The following is a 16,529-nucleotide window of genomic DNA, read 5'->3' on the forward strand; positions in this document are numbered from 1 at the left end:
GAACGTCCGCTGGGTGGTGCTGGCGATGCTCGCCAGCGCGGCGATCATGTCATATCTCACCCGGACGAGCCTCTCCCCGGCCGTGACGACGATCCAGGCCGAGCTGCACCTGACCGACGTCGAGGTTGGCGTCGTGCTCAGCGGCTTCTTCCTGGGCTACATCTGGCTCCAGATCCCCGGGGGCTGGCTCGGCGAGCGGATCGGGGCGAGGTGGACGCTGACGATCTTCTGCCTCTCATGGTCGGCGGCCACTCTCACGTCGGGCCTGGCCGAGTCGTTCGAGGTCCTCCGTCTCTCCCGGGTCGCGATGGGGGCCGCCCAGGCAGGCCTCTTCGCCGTCATCATCAAGGCGCTCGCCGACTGGTTCCCGGAGTCGCGACGAGGGACCGCCGGCGCGGTCATCACCGGCTCGATGTCCGTCGGCGCCGTCATCGCCAACGGCCTGACCGTCCGCCTGCTCGACCCCTTCGGCTGGCGGATGACCTTCGAGGCCTACGCCCTCGCGGGCGTGGCCTGGTCCCTGGCCTTCTACGTTTGGTTCCGCAACTCGCCAGCCGAGCACCCCGCCGTCAACGACGCCGAGCGCGAGCTGATCCGCGTGACATCCACGACGGACGCGAAGCCATCGAAGGCACTCGTCGAGGAGGAGCATCGACCGATCCTGTCGGTCCTCACGAGCATGGTGCAGAGCCGAAGCATGTGGGCCCTCTGCATTCAGGCGTTCTTCCGCGCGTTCGGCTACGCCCTCTTCATTACCTGGTTCCCGGCCTACCTGGAGAAGGCCTACGGCTTCAGTCTGTCTCGAGCGGGCGACCTCAGCATGCTCCCCCTCGCCGGCGTCGTGGGCGGCAGTTTCCTCGGGGGGCCGCTCATCGATGCCGTGCTCGTACGGACGGGTCGCCGCTGGCTGAGCCGCTGCGGAGTCGGCGCCACCGCGCTCGGCCTTTGCGCCATCGCGACCTTCGTCGCCTCGACCGTCCGTCACCCTGGCGCGGCCGTCGCCATCATCGCACTCGGCGCCCTCTTCTCAGGAGTCGGCGGCCCCACCACCTGGGCCGCCACCATGGACATCAGCGGCCGGCACACCGCCCTCGGCTTCGCCATCATGAACATGTCCGGCAACATCGGCGCCATGGCCTGCCCGATCGCGGTCGGCTATCTCATCGACCACATCCGCGAATCCGGTGGGCACTGGGAATGGGTCCTCTACCTCTTCGTCGGCATCTACGTCGCCGGTGCGCTCGCCTGGCTCGCCCTCGACCCCGACCGCTCGGCCGTGGACCGGCCCCAGCGGGTCTTGCCATCTGTTGATTGAGAAACGAGAACCCCCGGCTTCCTCATGGAAGCCGGGGGTCACTGGCTCTCGATCATTGCAGCTTCGAGATGGTCCTCAACGAGCCATCGGCGTTGCCTTGACCTCTCCCAGGTCGCGAACCTCGCCGGGTTTGGTGACCGGATTCGCGAAGGCCTGGCCACAGTCGAGGTACAGACCCGGACGATTCGAAGCCTCGACCGAGATCCTGGCCCTGACGCCGGGCACCAGACCTTCGAGCCGGAAATACCCATGGGGGTCGGCGAGGACCGGCTCATCGCTCGGCCAGAGGGATCCCGGGCCGAAGGGGAGATTCTGGCCCCCGTCGAGTGTCATCATCACAACCTGAAGTTGGGCGCCCGCCCAGGGGCGGCCGTCCTCGTCGACGAGCTTCCCGGTGATCGTCCCGGCGGGGGCGAGTTTCACGTCCAGCGGCTCGGTCGATTTCAGGTCCTCGGCCCTCGAGACGATCGAGCCGGCGAGTTTTCGAGACTTGTGCGTGAAGATCAACTGGCGGGGATGAGACGCCTCCAGGCCTCGGGCTTCGACGATGCTTTCGTGGTCGAGCGTCCGCACGCTTCCCCAGCGGGCGACGAGGCCGTAGGCCTGGGCCCCGACGACGGGTTGGCCGTCGGGACCGACGAGTTGGACCTTGCGGCTCGCGCCTCGGGTTAGATTCAACTCGACCTCGAGGGGCTCGCCGCCAGCTTTGACGTCGACGTAGCGATAAGCGTGGCTTCCGCTAAACGGGGACATAATCGTCTCACCGTCGCTGAAGTCGCCGATCCCCTTGCCCCGATCTTCCGGCCTCAAGCGAGCGCAGACGTAGGGGTCGTCGTGCTCGACGACGGCCGCGGTGGCGAGGATCATGCCGGAGCCCGGCGGGAGCGTTAGCCCGAACTTCCCGTCGTCCAGCGGGGTATAGCCCAGCGCCACGCCACCGTCACCGGTCTGGCCCGGCGACCTGAGGAAGTCGGCATGCGACGCCGGGATCCCCTGCTTCGTGGTCCCGTCGACCAGGCGGCCCCTGACGATGACCCCAGGTGGCAAATCGATCGCCGCCTCGATCGGCTTGAGCCCTTCGGTGTCGTTGAGGATCATCTGATGCCCGAGGAACAGGTCGATCCCCGGCCTCGGGTTGAGGCGGATCTGGTAGAACTCGGCCTTGGGCACCCCTTCAAGGCGGTAGCGTCCCTCGGCATCGGACCGGGCGGTGACGGCCGTGTGGGTCGCGGGATCGGCCGCCTGTATGAAAGCACCGGCCACCGGCTTGCCGGATCCTTTCAGGCGGACGACGCCGGTGATCGGCTTGGTCGGGCTCGCGAAGTAATCGAACGTCGCGCCGACGAGTTGAGTCGCCTGGGGATAGCGACCCATAAACGCAGCCTCCCGGCCCATCATCTCGATGGCTCGATCGCGGGCCGGCCGCGATCGGGCCCGAGGCGAGGCCTTCGCGACCCGAGCCATCACGTCGATCGTGCCGGCCGCCAGGCCGCCACCCTGGAGTTCCAGTCGGGCGATGCGGTCGCGACCGATCCCCTGGACCTCAAACTGTCCTTTCGCGTCGGTCTTCCAGGCGTTTCGACCTCCAGGCCAGAACGACGACGCGTCCGAGTGCCAGCTTTCCGTGCGCTGGGGAAGCCCGAACGTGCGGGCGATCTTGGCCTCATTCAACTCGCCCGAGGCCAGGAGCGCGTCGAGGTCGGCGTTGGCACGGGGTTCCCAGATCATCTGGATTCGGACGACGACGCCCGGGACGGGCCGGCCTTGCGAGTCGAGCACACGACCACGGACGGGCACGTCGTCCTTGACGAGTCGAATGGCCTGATCACCACGATCGGCGAGGTCTCCCGCATCGATCCAACTCGGCGCGAATCCGGGGGCCACGGCCGCAATCTGGGTCTTCCGCCAACGAGGCCCTCCCTCGAACGAAACCTCGCCTGCCCCCTTGTCCAGGTCGAAACGGAAGCGTCCATCGGAGCCCGTCGACGCGACCTTCCCCTTCTGCCTCGCGGCCGTCGGGTCGATCGGCACCCATTGGATTTCGGCATAAGGACGCACGTAGATCTCCGCGCCTTCGACCTGACGACCGTCGGGGTCGAGCACCTGGCCCTCGATCGGGAGTGTCTCGACCTTGTCCGCGTCGCCAGTAGCCGGGCGGGGAGCACCGGGCTCGGCCAGGGCCACATCCCGAGCCTCGGGAGGCCGGACGTCCGCCATGTCCTTCTTGGCGGGTTGTCGCCCGTTGACGACCAGTGTGGCCGACGCCCCCCAGGCCAGCAGGCCGGAGGTGGCGAGGACGGCCGAGATCAGGGTCGCTTTCTGGATCAGCATGGTCCGCAACACCTCTCTGGTAAGTACCATAGCGGTCGTCGAGACGGTGCCGGCTGTCGTCGGGTCCAGCACGGCCAGGGCGGCCCGCACGGTCGCGCCTCGCCAGACGGCCGGCACGGCGGCCTGGGCCCCGCCGAGCCCCGGCATCCCGAGCACCACGCAACCTTGCGGATATCCTCGGCCGGCCAGCCTCAGGCCGAGCTGTTCACGCCCCTCCACCAGCCGACGACGGAGCGTCCGCTCGCTGAGGCGAAGCTCCGAAGACGCCTCGGCCTGGGGAGTTCCTTGCAGGTCGCAGAGGACCACCGCGAGGCGATACTTCCTCGGCAGCCTGGCAACCTCCTCGTGGAGAACACGCAAGAGCTCGTCCCGGGCCGAAGGCTCCGACTCCGAGGTCGACTTCGCCATCTCTCCCGCCCGCCTTTCGTAAGCCCGACGGCGGCCCGCGGCGACATTCGCCCGCATCGCCACACGTCGGGCCGCGAGATAGAGCCAACCTCCGAGCGCAACGGGCCCCCGGAACGACCCGGCCTTCTTGACCAGGATCAGGAAGGTCGCCTGGAAGGCGTCCTCCGCGTCGTTCGCGTCGTGCAGGAGCCCTCGGCAGACGCCCAGGACCATCGGCCCGTGGCGCGTCACGAGGGCGTCGAACGCGTCGGCGTCTCGGTTGCCGGCGAAGCGCCGGAGCAACTCCCCGTCGGAAAGGCCCGTCAGGGTCCCGTCCGCGAATAACCGGCCGATCTGGTTCGGTTGGCTCGTCATCATCTGGCGACTCGCGTTCGTGGCCCGTTGTCACCCTCGAACACCAGTAAAAAGACCGGGCCCCATGCCGACCGGCCAACTTTTCTGAGGTATCAATGACAAAGACCCCCCGCAGAGCATGCGAGGGGTCTTCAATGGGCAAAAGGGAGAGAGGGTTCACCACAACGGCACAAAGAGCACAAAAGCAAAGCAAGAAAACAAATAATCCTTTTTTGAATTTACTTTGTGCCTTCGTGGTGAATCCTCCCCCTCGATTTTCAGGCGAAGAGAGAACGGACCGGCAATCCCTTGCCGTCCTCGGTGGCGTAGAACGGGCGTTTCTCGACGTCGAAGGCGGTCTTGGGCGAGATCCCCATGGCTTCGAAGATCGTGGCGTGGAGGTCGGTGATCGTCACCGGGTCCTTGGTCGTGATCAGCGGGCGTTCGGGTGCGGTCTCGCCGTGGAGGTGACCCTTCTTCATCCCGCCGCCGAACATGAGGACGGAACCGGAACCGGTGAAATGCCGGTGCAGGCCGTAGTGCTTCAGCTCCATCATGACGTCGGAGCTCGCGCGCGATTGGTCCTTCGCGGTGCTGCCGGGGACCCCTTCGATCATCATGTCGCGGCTGAACTCGCTCGCGAGGACGACCAGGGTGCGGTCGAGCAGCCCACGCTCTTCCAGGTCGAGGATCAACTGGGCAATCGGGCGGTCGATCGCCTTCTTCATCTCCTTGGCGGTCGTGTGGCCGTTCTCGTGAGTATCCCAGCTCATGAACGGGACATATTCCGTCGTCACCTCGATGAAGCGGGCCCCGGCTTCGGTGAGACGCCTGGCGAGGAGGCATCCCTGGCCGAACCGGCCGGTGTCGTACTTCTCGAAGCTCTCCTTCGGCTCCTTGCTCAAGTCGAAGGCGTCGCGTTCGGCGGAGTTGAGCAGGCGATGGGCGTTGGCGAAGGCTCGGAGCATCGACTCCTGGTGATAGTCGCTCGCCAGCTCGCCGACGGGGCTCTCCTTCACGAGTTGCTTGAACGCACGTTCGCGGCTGGTGAAGCGTTCGCGGGTCATCCCCTTGGGGGGTCGGACCGCCGCGACGGCGTCGAGCGGATACGGAAGATTGAAAGGTCCGAATTCGGTGCCGAAGAACCCGGCGGTCGTAAACGCCTTCAACTCTTCCGACTCACCGACCCCGTCCAGCCGCTGGCCGACGTTGATGAACGCGGGGATGGCGGGATTCTTCGGGCCGAGCGCCTTGGCGATCCACGACCCGATGTGGGGGGCGGCCACCGTCTGGGGCGGGATGTACCCGGTATGCCAGTGGTACTGGTGCCGCGAGTGGAGGATCGTCCCCAGGTCGGCGACCACCTGCGACCGAATCAAAGTCGCGCGGTCCATCACCTTCGCGACGTCCTCGAGACCTTGCGAGATCTTGATGTGATCAACGGCCGTGTCGATCGCCGGGAAGGTGCAGAGGATCTTGTCGGAGGGGACGCCGACCTCGAACGGGGTATACCGCTTCGGGTCGAAGGTCTCGGGACTCGCCATCCCGCCGCCCATCCAGAGGATGATGCAGGTGTCCGCCGTCGCGACCGGCGGCTTGACCGCCTCGTTGGCGAACGAGAGCCGAGGTGCTCCCGTCGCGAGGGCCGCAGCCGCGGCCGCCCCCATGCCTCGGAGGAACTCGCGACGGCTCGGGTCTTCGCCCAGTCGGGGTTGATGTCCCATGGCTTCTCGTTCCCTTCTCATGAACCTGTCTTGAAACCTGTTTTTTTCTTAAAAAAAACGGGTTTCTGACGCCCGCGACTCGGACACGCCCTCACGGGATGTCGCTGTGCCCTCCCACAGAAACCCGTCTTTAAGAAAAAAACAGGTTTCGGGGGAACACACTCATCGGATCAGTTGGAATTCGGGGAGCACGAACACCACCCACAAGAAGTCGGCCAAACCTTCGGGGGTCGCCGGCGAGCCGACGAGCCCCAGGGCCGTCGCAAGCTCGTCGGCCTTGGGCCGGCGTCCGAGGGCCTCGACATAAATCGATTCGATCCGCTCTTCCGGCGAAGCCTTCGGGGCCTTCGCGAATAGGTTCGCCGCCCCCTTCAAGGCGGTGTTGGTGAGGGTCTCGCCGTTGGAAAGGTCCAGGGCCTGCAAGGTCGTCAGGACGTCCCCGCGGATGGTGACAACCTGCTCACGGTTCGGTCGGCCAAGTGATCGCATCAACGCGTCGGAGTTCACCATCGACGCTCGGACAACCGGCCTCGCCGAGGGGCCCGAAGCGTCGTCGGCCGCGGACTTGACCGGGGCGTCGGGCTTGTCCGGACCGGCGCCGGTGATCGTCCAGACGGCGTCCAGGAACACCTCCGCCGACATCCGCTTGACCTCGGGTCCTCGATAAACGTAATCCTCGGCCGACGCCTCTTTGGCCTGGGGCACGGACTGCGACTGATAGGCTTGCGAGCTTACGATGTGCTCGAGGAGGGCCTTCAGGTCATACTTGTGGTCGACGAGGTAGCCGGCCAGGTATTCGAGCAGATCCTCGCTCCAGGGAGGGTTCGCCATCACGTCGACCGGGTGGACGATCCCCCGGCCCATGAGTCGCTGCCAGACCCGGTTGACGATCGTCCGCGAGAATCGGCCGTTTTCGGGCTTGGTCACGAGCCGGGCGAGGGTCTCGAGCCGCTCCCCCTTGGGAAGACCGGCGTCGATCGAGCCGAGCTCGGGCCAGAGGAACTTGGGGGTCGCCGTGCGTCCGGTCGGCTTGTCACACCGGTGGATCTCCAAGGGCTCGTCGGCGATGATCGCCGCGAGTCCATAGGCGTCGTCGAGCTTCCAGCGGTCGATGAAGCTGTCGTGGCACGACGCGCACTTCATGTTGACGCCGAAGAAGACCTGCGAGACATTCTGCGAGAACTGGACCTCCCGAACCTGGCTCGCATTCACGCGACCTCGCCACTTGATTCCGTTGATAAACCCTTCCGACTCGGTCGCCGGGCTGATCAGCTCGTAAACGAACCGGTCATAGGGGGTGTTCTCGATCAGGGCCCGGTACAGCCAGCCGGTGATCTGCTTGCGGCCCCCGTCGATGTAGCCGGTCCCCCGGTAGTCGTTGCGGAGCAGGTCGTTCCAGAAGCTCAGCCAGTGCTCGGCGTAGTCGCGGCGGTCGCCGAGGATCCGGCCGACGAGCCGGCCCCGCTTGTCGGAGGTCGTGTCTTTCGCGAACGCCTCGAGCTTGGCGGGGGCGGGCAGGAGCCCCACCAGGTCGAGCGAGACCCGGCGGAAGAACGTGTGGTCGTCGACGTTCGCGGGGGGCGTGACCTTATGCTCCGCCAGGTACTGGTCGATGATCCGATCAATTGGATGGTCCCGCCCGTCTCGGGCCGGCGGGAGGGTCGGGCGCTTGAGCGACAACGGCGCGACATACTCCGCTTTCTTGAACGTGAAGCCGGCCTCCCACGTCATCCCCTGATCGATCCAGGACTTGACGAGCGCGACCTCCGCGGCATTGAGCCCGGGCCCCTCGGGGGGCATGCGTTCCTCGGGGTCGTCGATCGTGAGCCGGCGCAAAAGGTCGCTCTCGCCCGACTTTCCGGGGACCACGGCCTCGGCCTTGAGGATCGACTCGCGGGTGTCGAGCGAGAATGAGCCTTTGTACTTGCCGTCGGTGTGGCACTTCGCGCAATGGGCCTTGAACAACGGCACGATCTCGTGGGCGAAGTCGACGTCCTTCGCCACGGCGACCGACGGGCCCCCCAGCGCGACCATGAGCAAGACCAACAAGGGCCGAGCCATTCTCGTCATTCCCGCGTTTGCCATCATTCCTCTCGCTCGTCCCTACGTTCGTCCTGGAGTCTCCCGCGACCCGGCCGTCGGGAGTCGTTTCACGCGATCACGGAGTTGACCACCTTACCGTGGACGTCCGTCAGGCGGAAGTTTCGGCCCTGGAACCGGAAAGTCAGTCGCTCGTGGTCGATCCCCAACAGCCGCAGGACCGTCGCCTGGAAGTCGTGGACGTGGACCTTGTCCACCAGTGCGTTGTGCCCGAACTCGTCCGAGGCGCCATAGCTCATGCCGGGCTTGATCCCGCCGCCCGCCATCCAGATCGTGAAGGCATACGGGTGGTGATCGCGCCCCCACTGCTTCACGTCTTCGATCTTGCCCTGGAGGAACGGCGTCCGGCCGAACTCCCCCCCCCAGATGACGAGGGTGTCGTCGAGCAAACCGCGCTGCTTCAGGTCGGCCACCAAGGCGGCCGACGGGGCGTCGGTGTCCTGGCACTGGATCTTGAGCTGCGTGTTCAGGTTCCGATGCTGATCCCAGCCCGCGTGCATCAGTTGGATGAACCGGACCCCGCGCTCGGCGAGTCGCCGGGCCATCAGGCAATTATACGCGAACGAGCCCTGCCGCTTCACGTCCGGGCCGTACATCGCGAGGACGTGTTCGGGCTCGTTCGAGAAGTCGGTCAGCTCGGGAACGCTCGCCTGCATCCGATACGCCATCTCGTACTGGGCGATCCGGGTGGCGACCTCGGGGTCGCCGAAGTCTCGGAGCGTCACCTCGTTCATCCGCGCCAGATCGTCGAGCAGGGCCCGGCGAGCCTCCCGGCTCATCCCTTCGGGGTTCGAGAGATATAGCACCGGGTCGCCGCTCCCCCGGAACTTCACCCCCTGGAACTTCGAGGGGAGGAACCCGCTCCCCCAGTAGAAGTCGTAGAAGATCTGGCCGCACGACGCCTCCTTGTCGCGTGAGGTCATCACGACGAACGAGGGGAAATCCTGGGTCTCGGTCCCGAGGCCGTATGTCAGCCACGAACCCATGCTCGGGCGACCCGGCTGCTCGGCCCCGGTGAGGAAGAAGGTGATCGCCGGGGCGTGGTTGACCGCCTCGGTGTGCATCGACTTGATGAAGCAGAGGTCATCGGCGATCGCCGCCGTCCTCGGCAGGAAGTCCGACACCCAGGCGCCGCTCTGGCCGTGCTGGGCGAACTTCGTGATCTCGGGGAGGACCGGTTTGGCGGTCTGCCCACTGGTCATCGTGCTCAGCCGCTGGCCGCCGCGGATCTCGGGCGGGATCTCCTTCCCGCGCCAGGCCGCGAGCTTCGGCTTGTAGTCGAACAGGTCGACGTGCGAAGGGGCCCCGTTCTGGAACAGGTAGATCACCCGCTTGGCGGTCGGCGCGATGTGGGGTAGCTCGGGAAGGCCGCCGATCCGACCGAGCGAGCCTGTGGCCTCCGCCCCGCGCAGGTCGGCGTTCAAGAGCGTCGCGAGCGCCGCCGAGCCGATCCCCGCCGCCGATCGGCCGAAGAACTGCCGACGGGTATACAGGGCCTGTCGTTCGAGTTGGGGGTTCATGGCTCACTGCTTCGTCAGGGTTTCGTCGAGGTTCAGGATCAGCGAGCAGACGGCCGCGTACGCGGCGTGCTCGACGGGGTCGAGCTCGTGGTTCCGGGGCGACTCGCCGACGGCCACGAGCGCCTCGGCGGCGGCTCGATCGGCGGCGAAGAGGGACCGCATCCGATCGAGGCTCTGCCGCAGGATCGTCGACTCCTCGGGCGTCGGCCTTCTGGAAGAGACCCGCCGGAATGCGTCCTCGATCCGCCCTTCCGGCGTCGAGCCCCCCTGTTCCATCGCCCGCTGGGCCAGGACTCGTGCGGCCTCGGCGAACGTCGGGTCGTTGAGGGTCACCAGGGCGTGGAGCGGCGTATTGGTCCGGACCACCTTCACCGTGCAGGTCTGCCGCGAAGCCGTGTCGAAGAACGAGGTCGGCCCCACGATCCGCCGCCAGAACGTGTAGAGGCTCCTCCGGTGCAGGCTCTCCCCGTGGTCCTGGTTGTACGAGATAAACCCGAAGGTCGCCTCCTCCCAGATCCCGGGCGGCTGGTACGGCTTGACCGACGGGCCGCCGACTCTCGGCGAAAGCAGCCCGCTCGCCGCCAGGGCCTGATCGCGGATCATCCAGGAGGGCAACCGATACCGGGGCCCTCGGGCGAAGAGCCGGTTCTCCGGGTCGTGCTCGAGGAGCGTCGGGGTGACCTTCGACGACTGTCGATACGTCGCACTCGTCACGAGCCGCCGGTGCATCGCCTTCACGTCCCAACCCGTCCGCACGAACTCGGTCGCCAACCAGTCGAGCAGCTCGGGATGCGTCGGCCGCTCGCCCTGGACGCCGAAGTCCTCGACCGTCTTGACCAGGCCGTTCCCGAAAAAGCCTTGCCAATAGCGGTTGACCGTCACTCGGGCCATGAGCGGGTGGGCCGGGTCCACGAGCCAGCGCGCCAGCGACAGGCGATTCTCCGGCGCGTCCTTTGGGAGCGAGTTGAGCACCTCGGGCACCCCGGGGACGACCTTGTCGCCGGGCTTGTCGTACGCGCCTCGGGCGAGGATGAACGTGTCGCGAGGCTTGGGCATATCCTCCATGACCATGACCCTCGGCAGCGTTCGTGTGAAATCCTCCTGCGCCTTCCTCGCCTCCTCGAGCGTGCCGAGGAGCGCGACGTACTCGGGCTCGCGGCCTTTGTAGAACGCGACGAGCTCGTCGGTGTTCTGTCGAGCCCGGCTGTTCGGCCCCTTGCGGAGAGTCGAGTCGATGATCGCCGGGAGCGAGCTCGTGACCGAGCCCTCTTTGATCGTCAGGGCCGCGTCGCGAAAGCGCTGCTCGATGTCGCGGACCTTCTTCGCGAGATCGCCGAAGGCGGTCTGGAGCTCGCTCCGCCGCCTCGACTGATCGGCGGTCGCGAAGTCGATGACCGGCGGCGTCTGGCCGTTCCCGCCGGCCCCGTCGACGGGCGTCCGGTTGAAGTAGGCGAAGAGCCGGTAATACTCGCGCTGGGTGAGCGGGTCGAACTTGTGGTCGTGACACCGGGCGCAGGTCATCGTCAGCCCGAGCCAGATCGTCGAAAACGTCTCGGACTGGTCCATGACGTACTCGACGCGATTCTCCTCGGCGATCCGCCCCCCCTCCCCATTGATCATGTGATTCCGGTTGAACCCCGTCGCGATCCGCTGCTCGCGAGTCGCGTCCGGCAGGAGGTCCCCGGCGACCTGCTCGACGGTGAACCGATCATAGGGGACGTTCTGGTTGAACGCCCGAACGACCCAATCCCGCCACGGCCACATCATCCGCTCCCCATCGCCCTGATAGCCGTTCGTGTCGGCATACCGCGACGCGTCGAGCCAGTCCCAGGCCATCCGCTCCCCGTACCGAGGCGAGGCCAGCAACCGATCCACGACCCTCTCATACGCATCCGGCGCCCGGTCGCCGAGGAATGCGTCGACCTCCTCGGGGGTCGGCGGAAGTCCGGTCAGGTCGAGCGTGACCCGGCGGAGCAAGGTCTCCCGAGGGGCCTCGGGAGACGCCGACAACCCCTCCCGCTCCAACCGGTCGAGGACGAACGCGTCGATCCCGTTCCTCGGCCATCCCGCGTCCTTGACCCTTGGCGGGGATGGAGGAGTCGGCGTCTCATACGCCCAATGCTTCCCCCATCGAGCCCCCTCGTCGATCCAGCGCCCGAGCAACTCAATTTGCCTCGGCGAAAGCTTGCGATTCGACTTGGGTGGGGGCATGACCTCCGACGCGTCCTGGCTGCTGACCCTCAGGAAGAGTTCGCTCTCCGCACGCTTGCCCGGCACGATCGTCGGCCCATCTGAGCGAAAGGCCCCCTCCTTCGTGTCGAGCCGCAGGTCGGCCTTGCGAGCTTTTGCGTCGGGGCCGTGGCAGTGGTAGCAATTCTCCGAGAGGATCGGCAGAATTTCTCGGCTGAAGTTGACGCGCCCAAGGTCGTCGGCGCGAAGTCTTATGCCGAGAAACCCCATCGCCAGCACGGCGAGGAGACACGCCCGAGCCCAGACCTTCGAAACTCGCGGGACTCGTCGAGGCGGTGAGATCTGCGGTCTCATGAGCAACCCTGGCGGTCGTTTGGGGAGGGAGGGACCCGCGAGGCACAACCCGGCCTCAGGTCCGGTTCATGAGGCATCGAAAACCGTCGGCCGTCCGCCCAGTCTCGCAATCGCACTGTCCGGAGGCAACCACAAACCGGTCCGGAGGTCGGAAGGTACCGTCTCGGCCGCAGAGCAGGAGGGAATCGATCCGTAGTCCTCAAGCCTCAGCCGCGCGGAGTCAACCTACTCCTCTACTCCGAGTCCCACGGAATATTCTCCAGGCGATCAAGCCATCGGTGGAAATGCGGGCACGCAGCCCGAATCTTCGCAACCCCAATAAACTCCGCGATGTCCGGCCCTGCTGTCGATTTGCGCCCGGCGTATGCTGGGATAACGGCGATGATCCGCTTCGAGGGGGCCGTCTGCCTGCCGTCGTCGATGTGTTCGATACTCGGGAAAGAGGCGGCGATCGCCTTCAATTGCTCGACCTCCGTGTCGCAATCCTCGAAGGCGATCCTAAACGACTCCGGCTCGGCGAACAGCATCGTCTCGTATTCGTAAAGCTGCAGGTGGGCGATGAAGCGATGGTAGTCGATGTCTTTCTCGAACGCATGTTGCAATGCCAGCACATAAGGAGCCGGATTAGCAGGATCTCGCACATTGTCCGCTCTTCCGGGAAAGCCGTCGGGCAAAGCATAGAGATCAAAGAGTGTCGTGAAGTAGACGTTCTTACCCTGCCGAAATTTGATGGTGTTATGGATGAACTTCCGCACTCTCTCATACTTCGAGTGCCGGCCTATCCCATACACATGCCGGTTGTTTTTCTCGCCGACGGCCAAAGTGTGGACGATCCCGTCACCGTCGGGAAACAAGTGCGGTCGCAAGGCCTGGTTACAAAACCCCTGCTCGGTCTGCCCCTCGCAGAAGACGTACAACTGCCTCACGGCAACGGCCCCGCGCCGAGAACGTTCCGCTGCCATAATTCGCCAAGCGAGTAGTCTTCCAGCCAGTCATTGAGAGGCGCCGCCTCCAGGCGGCGAAAGACCGACTGGCCGCCATGAGCCTCAACCGTGATGACTTCCGACGGATCGAAGTAGCCCAGGAAATCCTGCGACTGCGTGGCGGCGATCACCTGAGTCCTGGACGATGCGGCCCGGATCAGCCCCGCAACAATCTCCAGGGCGTGGGGGTGTAGGCCCAACTCCGGCTCGTCGAGGATGATGAGATCAGGGAGGTCATGTTCCGGCTGTAGGAACAGGGTGCAGATCGCCATTGCACGGAGCGAGCCGTCTGAAATCTGGTGCGGGCCGAATAGGTAATCATGCCCCGGTTTCCGCCAGTTGAGAATGATCTCATTCGGGTTCAATCGACTCGGTTCGAGGTCGAAGTCCTCGAACTCCGGCATGATCTTCCTAAGGGTCGAGACGATTCGCCGATAGACGACCTCAGCCTTTTCTCGGTACGCGTGCAGCATCGCCGCCAGGTTGCCGGCGTCCGGCATCAGCCAGCGGTTGTCGTTGATGTAGCCGTATTGACGCACCCTTGCCGTGGGAGACGTATCGTGAAAGTGGTACACCCGACATTGATTGAGGAGCCTGCGGATAACCTTGGCCGTCTGCTCACCCCGGTTCGCCTCTTCGCCGATCCGGGTTTCTTGGTGCCCCGCACCCAGGGAGAGGATTTTCGGCTTGTTGTAGCCCGCCTGGAGGAACTCAAGTGCTTCTTCGGCGAATACCAATGTGTCGCCTGCTGCATGGAACAGCCGCATTGAGTACCAATCCATGCCGTTGTCCGCCTCGAACTCCAACCGACCTTCTAATTGCGGCGTGACTTTGGGCCCGAAATGGAGGATCGACTGTCCCCTGCCTGACGTACCGACATACTGCTGGAGCCGCCCCCCCATCATCTCGTTGAGCATCTTGAAGAACGACACGAAATTGCTCTTCCCCGCTCCGTTGGCGCCGATCAGAATGTTGAGGGAGCGAAGTTCGAGGGAGATGCCTTTAATGGAACGGTAGCCTTTAACATCGATTTTTTTGAGCATCACCGTAACGCCTTCACACATTTCAATTTTTGAGCATCACCGTAACGCCTTCACACATTTCAAGGAGCTTGCCAAACGCCCTGGCGACGAGGCCGCTCCGACCTCCTCCCGACCCAACCTGCATGCTATCAGTTGATCCGCCTCATGATACCGGGCTCGGGGAAGGCTCGCAACGATGTGAAACCCATGGCGCTCGCTGGCGACGTACATCGGACCGCGGCCTTGGTCGTTGTAGAGCCTTCTCTCGGGATCATCGGCGTGAAACGGTCCGCGAACGGAAGCATGGCGAGTTCGCATGGTCCTTGGGTTCGTTTTGCCCTCGAGCGAACCCGAGGGCTTTCGGAGCCGTCCATATCGAGACTTTGGCAAATTGATCCGTCGGCGCCTTCTCGACGGGGCGTCGCACTGCACGGGACTCGCGATGTACATCCCCAGCTCATTCCAGATATCCGAGGCGTCGGAGCTCCACGAGTTCATGCGACGCCACAGCTTCGCCACGCTCATCACGCACGGGCCGGGCGGCATGCAGGCCAGTCACCTGCCGTTGATCCTCGACGCCGAGCTCGGGCGGCTTGGCACGTTGATCGGGCACATGGCGAGGGCCAATCCCCAGTGGGAGGACGTCGAGGGAGAGTCGCTGGCGATCTTCTCGGGGCCCCATGCGTACATCTCACCGACCTGGTACGAGAGCCCGGGGACCGTCCCGACGTGGAATTATGTCGCGGTCCATGCCTACGGCACGATCCGGCTCGTCGAGGAGCGGGAGGGGCTGCATGACATCCTGACTCGCACCGTTTTCGAGTACGAGCAAGGTATGCCGCAGCCCTGGTCGTATGATGTCTCCGACCCGGAGATCGACAAGATGCGGCGAGCCATCGTCGGGTTCCATCTCGAGATCACCCGGCTGGAGGGCAAGTCGAAGCTAAACCAAAATCACCCGGAGGAACGACGACGGAAGGTGATCCGCGCCCTGGAGGCTCAGGACGATGACGACTCCCGGGCAGTCGCCAAGCTGATGGCGGACACGCTCGCGAAGTCCTGAGATCGGCCATGGCGTCTTCCATCCCCAACGCCTCCGAGGTTCTTCTCGATGGAGCTCCTGAGAGACGCTGAGCTCGAGCGGTCGTCCGTCGTCGCCAACTGCCGGATGAACCGGGAGCGGAACCTGGTCGGATCCAACGGATACGGCAAGGAGCTTGGGTTCGACCCGCTCGGATTCCTCAAGGAGCGGGCGGCCGCGGGGAGGCGCATCGCCTGGCTCGACCTGTGCTGCGGGACCGGGAGGGCCTTGATCCAGGCGGCGAAGGCCGTCGAAGCCGAGGCGCTCGACGTGGAGATCGTCGGGGTCGATCTGGTCGGTCGGTTCGATCGAGTCGAATCGAGGTTGGGGTGTCTGCGGCTTGTCGAGGCGTCGCTGAGCGTCTGGCGGCCCGATCGACGTTTCGACCTCATCACCTGTGTTCACGGGTTGCATTATGTCGGAGACAAACTCGGGCTGGTTGCCCGTGTCGCCTCCTGGCTCGTCGAGGACGGCCAGTTCGTGGCGAACCTCGACCTAAAGAACCTCAAGGTCGCCGATGATCCCGAGGATCGGAGGTTGCTCGACGACCTCCGCCGATCGGGGCTGGTGTTCCATCGCCGGCATCGGCGGCTCGTTTGTCGAGGGAAGACGATGGTGGATTTGCATTACCGATACCTCGGCGCCGGCGACGAAGCCGGGCCGAATTACACGGGGCAGCCCGCGGTCAATTCCCATTATGAGCGGGGTTCGGATTTGATCGTTTGAGGGGAAGGGTGGTAAAGCTCCGTCGATCGACCTGCGGCTCTCGCTCCCAGGCGACACTCGAGAGGCGTCATCACTCCTGCAAAATCCTCCCTGATCCCTGATCCCTGATCCCTGATCCCTGATCCCTGATCCCCTCCTATCACGGGCCTGTTTGCGGGGCCGGCACGCATGTACCCAGAGCCGGTCCCGCCGATGCACACGAGGGCCGCGAAAACCTCGGAGCATGATCACGTGCCAACGCCGAGGAGGCTCGTCTTCGCACCCGACTCCCGCGGGCTCACTCCTGGCCATCACGCGCCAAGTCGAGCCCTCGTGACACGAGCGGGAATCCCTGGCGGATGGCTTCGAGCACGTCATGCCGACACGGCGTAAATTCCATTAAAATCGGCACAATATTTGCATTATTTGATACGGCCATTGAGAATCCGTCCGATGTCCGTTC

At 65.0% G+C, this 16,529-nt stretch carries 10 protein-coding genes; 3 read left to right on the forward strand and 7 right to left on the reverse strand.

What is annotated here, in order from left to right; all coding sequences use genetic code 11:
• Positions 1-13 precede the first annotated feature (13 nt).
• Complete coding sequence (locus ACYOEI_RS17045; RefSeq protein ID WP_462850733.1) at positions 14-1,315, forward strand: MFS transporter; 1,302 nt, start codon at positions 14-16, stop codon at positions 1,313-1,315.
• A gap of 75 nt (positions 1,316-1,390) precedes the next feature.
• On the opposite strand, the gene ACYOEI_RS17050 is transcribed toward ACYOEI_RS17045, so the two are convergent.
• The 7 genes from ACYOEI_RS17050 to ACYOEI_RS17080 all read right to left on the reverse strand — a co-directional run bounded on the left by ACYOEI_RS17050 (position 1,391) and on the right by ACYOEI_RS17080 (position 14,301).
• Positions 1,391-4,411, reverse strand: a complete 3,021-nt coding sequence (locus ACYOEI_RS17050; protein WP_462850734.1) for a sigma-70 family RNA polymerase sigma factor — start codon at positions 4,409-4,411, stop codon at positions 1,391-1,393.
• A gap of 254 nt (positions 4,412-4,665) precedes the next feature.
• Positions 4,666-6,111, reverse strand: a complete 1,446-nt coding sequence (locus tag ACYOEI_RS17055) for a DUF1501 domain-containing protein (RefSeq protein WP_462850735.1) — start codon at positions 6,109-6,111, stop codon at positions 4,666-4,668.
• A 162-nt stretch (positions 6,112-6,273) separates the two neighbouring features.
• Positions 6,274-8,172 carry a PSD1 and planctomycete cytochrome C domain-containing protein gene (locus ACYOEI_RS17060; RefSeq protein WP_462850736.1) on the reverse strand — a complete coding sequence of 633 codons (1,899 nt, stop codon included), beginning with the start codon at positions 8,170-8,172 and terminating at the stop codon, positions 6,274-6,276.
• An 89-nt stretch (positions 8,173-8,261) separates the two neighbouring features.
• A complete protein-coding gene (locus ACYOEI_RS17065) occupies positions 8,262-9,731 on the reverse strand; it encodes a DUF1501 domain-containing protein (protein WP_462850737.1) in 1,470 nt (489 codons plus the stop codon).
• Between the two features lie 3 nt (positions 9,732-9,734).
• The gene (locus ACYOEI_RS17070) at positions 9,735-12,275 is read right to left on the reverse strand and encodes a PSD1 and planctomycete cytochrome C domain-containing protein (protein ID WP_462850738.1); all 2,541 of its coding nucleotides are present in this window, start codon (positions 12,273-12,275) and stop codon (positions 9,735-9,737) included.
• Between the two features lie 233 nt (positions 12,276-12,508).
• On the reverse strand, positions 12,509-13,201 hold the full coding sequence (locus ACYOEI_RS17075) for a DUF4276 family protein (RefSeq protein WP_462850739.1): 693 nt from the start codon (positions 13,199-13,201) through the stop codon (positions 12,509-12,511).
• Positions 13,198-14,301 carry an AAA family ATPase gene (locus tag ACYOEI_RS17080; protein WP_462850740.1) on the reverse strand — a complete coding sequence of 368 codons (1,104 nt, stop codon included), beginning with the start codon at positions 14,299-14,301 and terminating at the stop codon, positions 13,198-13,200. Before ACYOEI_RS17080 ends, ACYOEI_RS17075 begins: the two co-directional genes overlap by 4 nt.
• A gap of 370 nt (positions 14,302-14,671) precedes the next feature.
• On the opposite strand from ACYOEI_RS17080, the gene ACYOEI_RS17085 reads away from it, so the two are divergent.
• Positions 14,672-15,343 (forward strand): FMN-binding negative transcriptional regulator, encoded by a 672-nt coding sequence (locus tag ACYOEI_RS17085; protein WP_462850741.1) that lies wholly within the window; start codon positions 14,672-14,674, stop codon positions 15,341-15,343.
• A gap of 48 nt (positions 15,344-15,391) precedes the next feature.
• Positions 15,392-16,087, forward strand: coding sequence for a class I SAM-dependent methyltransferase (locus tag ACYOEI_RS17090; protein WP_462850742.1), 696 nt, complete (start codon positions 15,392-15,394; stop codon positions 16,085-16,087).
• Positions 16,088-16,529 lie beyond the last annotated feature (442 nt).

The organism is Singulisphaera rosea (assembly GCF_054877945.1).

Bases quoted from the DNA above. Each gene is read 5' to 3' on its own strand.
- ACYOEI_RS17050 (WP_462850734.1), bottom strand. From the start codon at position 4,411: ATGATGACGAGCCAACCGAACCAGATCGGCCGGTTATTCGCGGACGGG.
- ACYOEI_RS17055 (WP_462850735.1), bottom strand. From the start codon at position 6,111: ATGGGACATCAACCCCGACTGGGCGAAGACCCGAGCCGTCGCGAGTTC.
- ACYOEI_RS17060 (WP_462850736.1), bottom strand. From the start codon at position 8,172: ATGGCTCGGCCCTTGTTGGTCTTGCTCATGGTCGCGCTGGGGGGCCCG.
- ACYOEI_RS17065 (WP_462850737.1), bottom strand. From the start codon at position 9,731: ATGAACCCCCAACTCGAACGACAGGCCCTGTATACCCGTCGGCAGTTC.
- ACYOEI_RS17070 (WP_462850738.1), bottom strand. From the start codon at position 12,275: ATGAGACCGCAGATCTCACCGCCTCGACGAGTCCCGCGAGTTTCGAAG.
- ACYOEI_RS17080 (WP_462850740.1), bottom strand. From the start codon at position 14,301: ATGCTCAAAAAAATCGATGTTAAAGGCTACCGTTCCATTAAAGGCATC.
- ACYOEI_RS17090 (WP_462850742.1), top strand. From the start codon at position 15,392: ATGGAGCTCCTGAGAGACGCTGAGCTCGAGCGGTCGTCCGTCGTCGCC.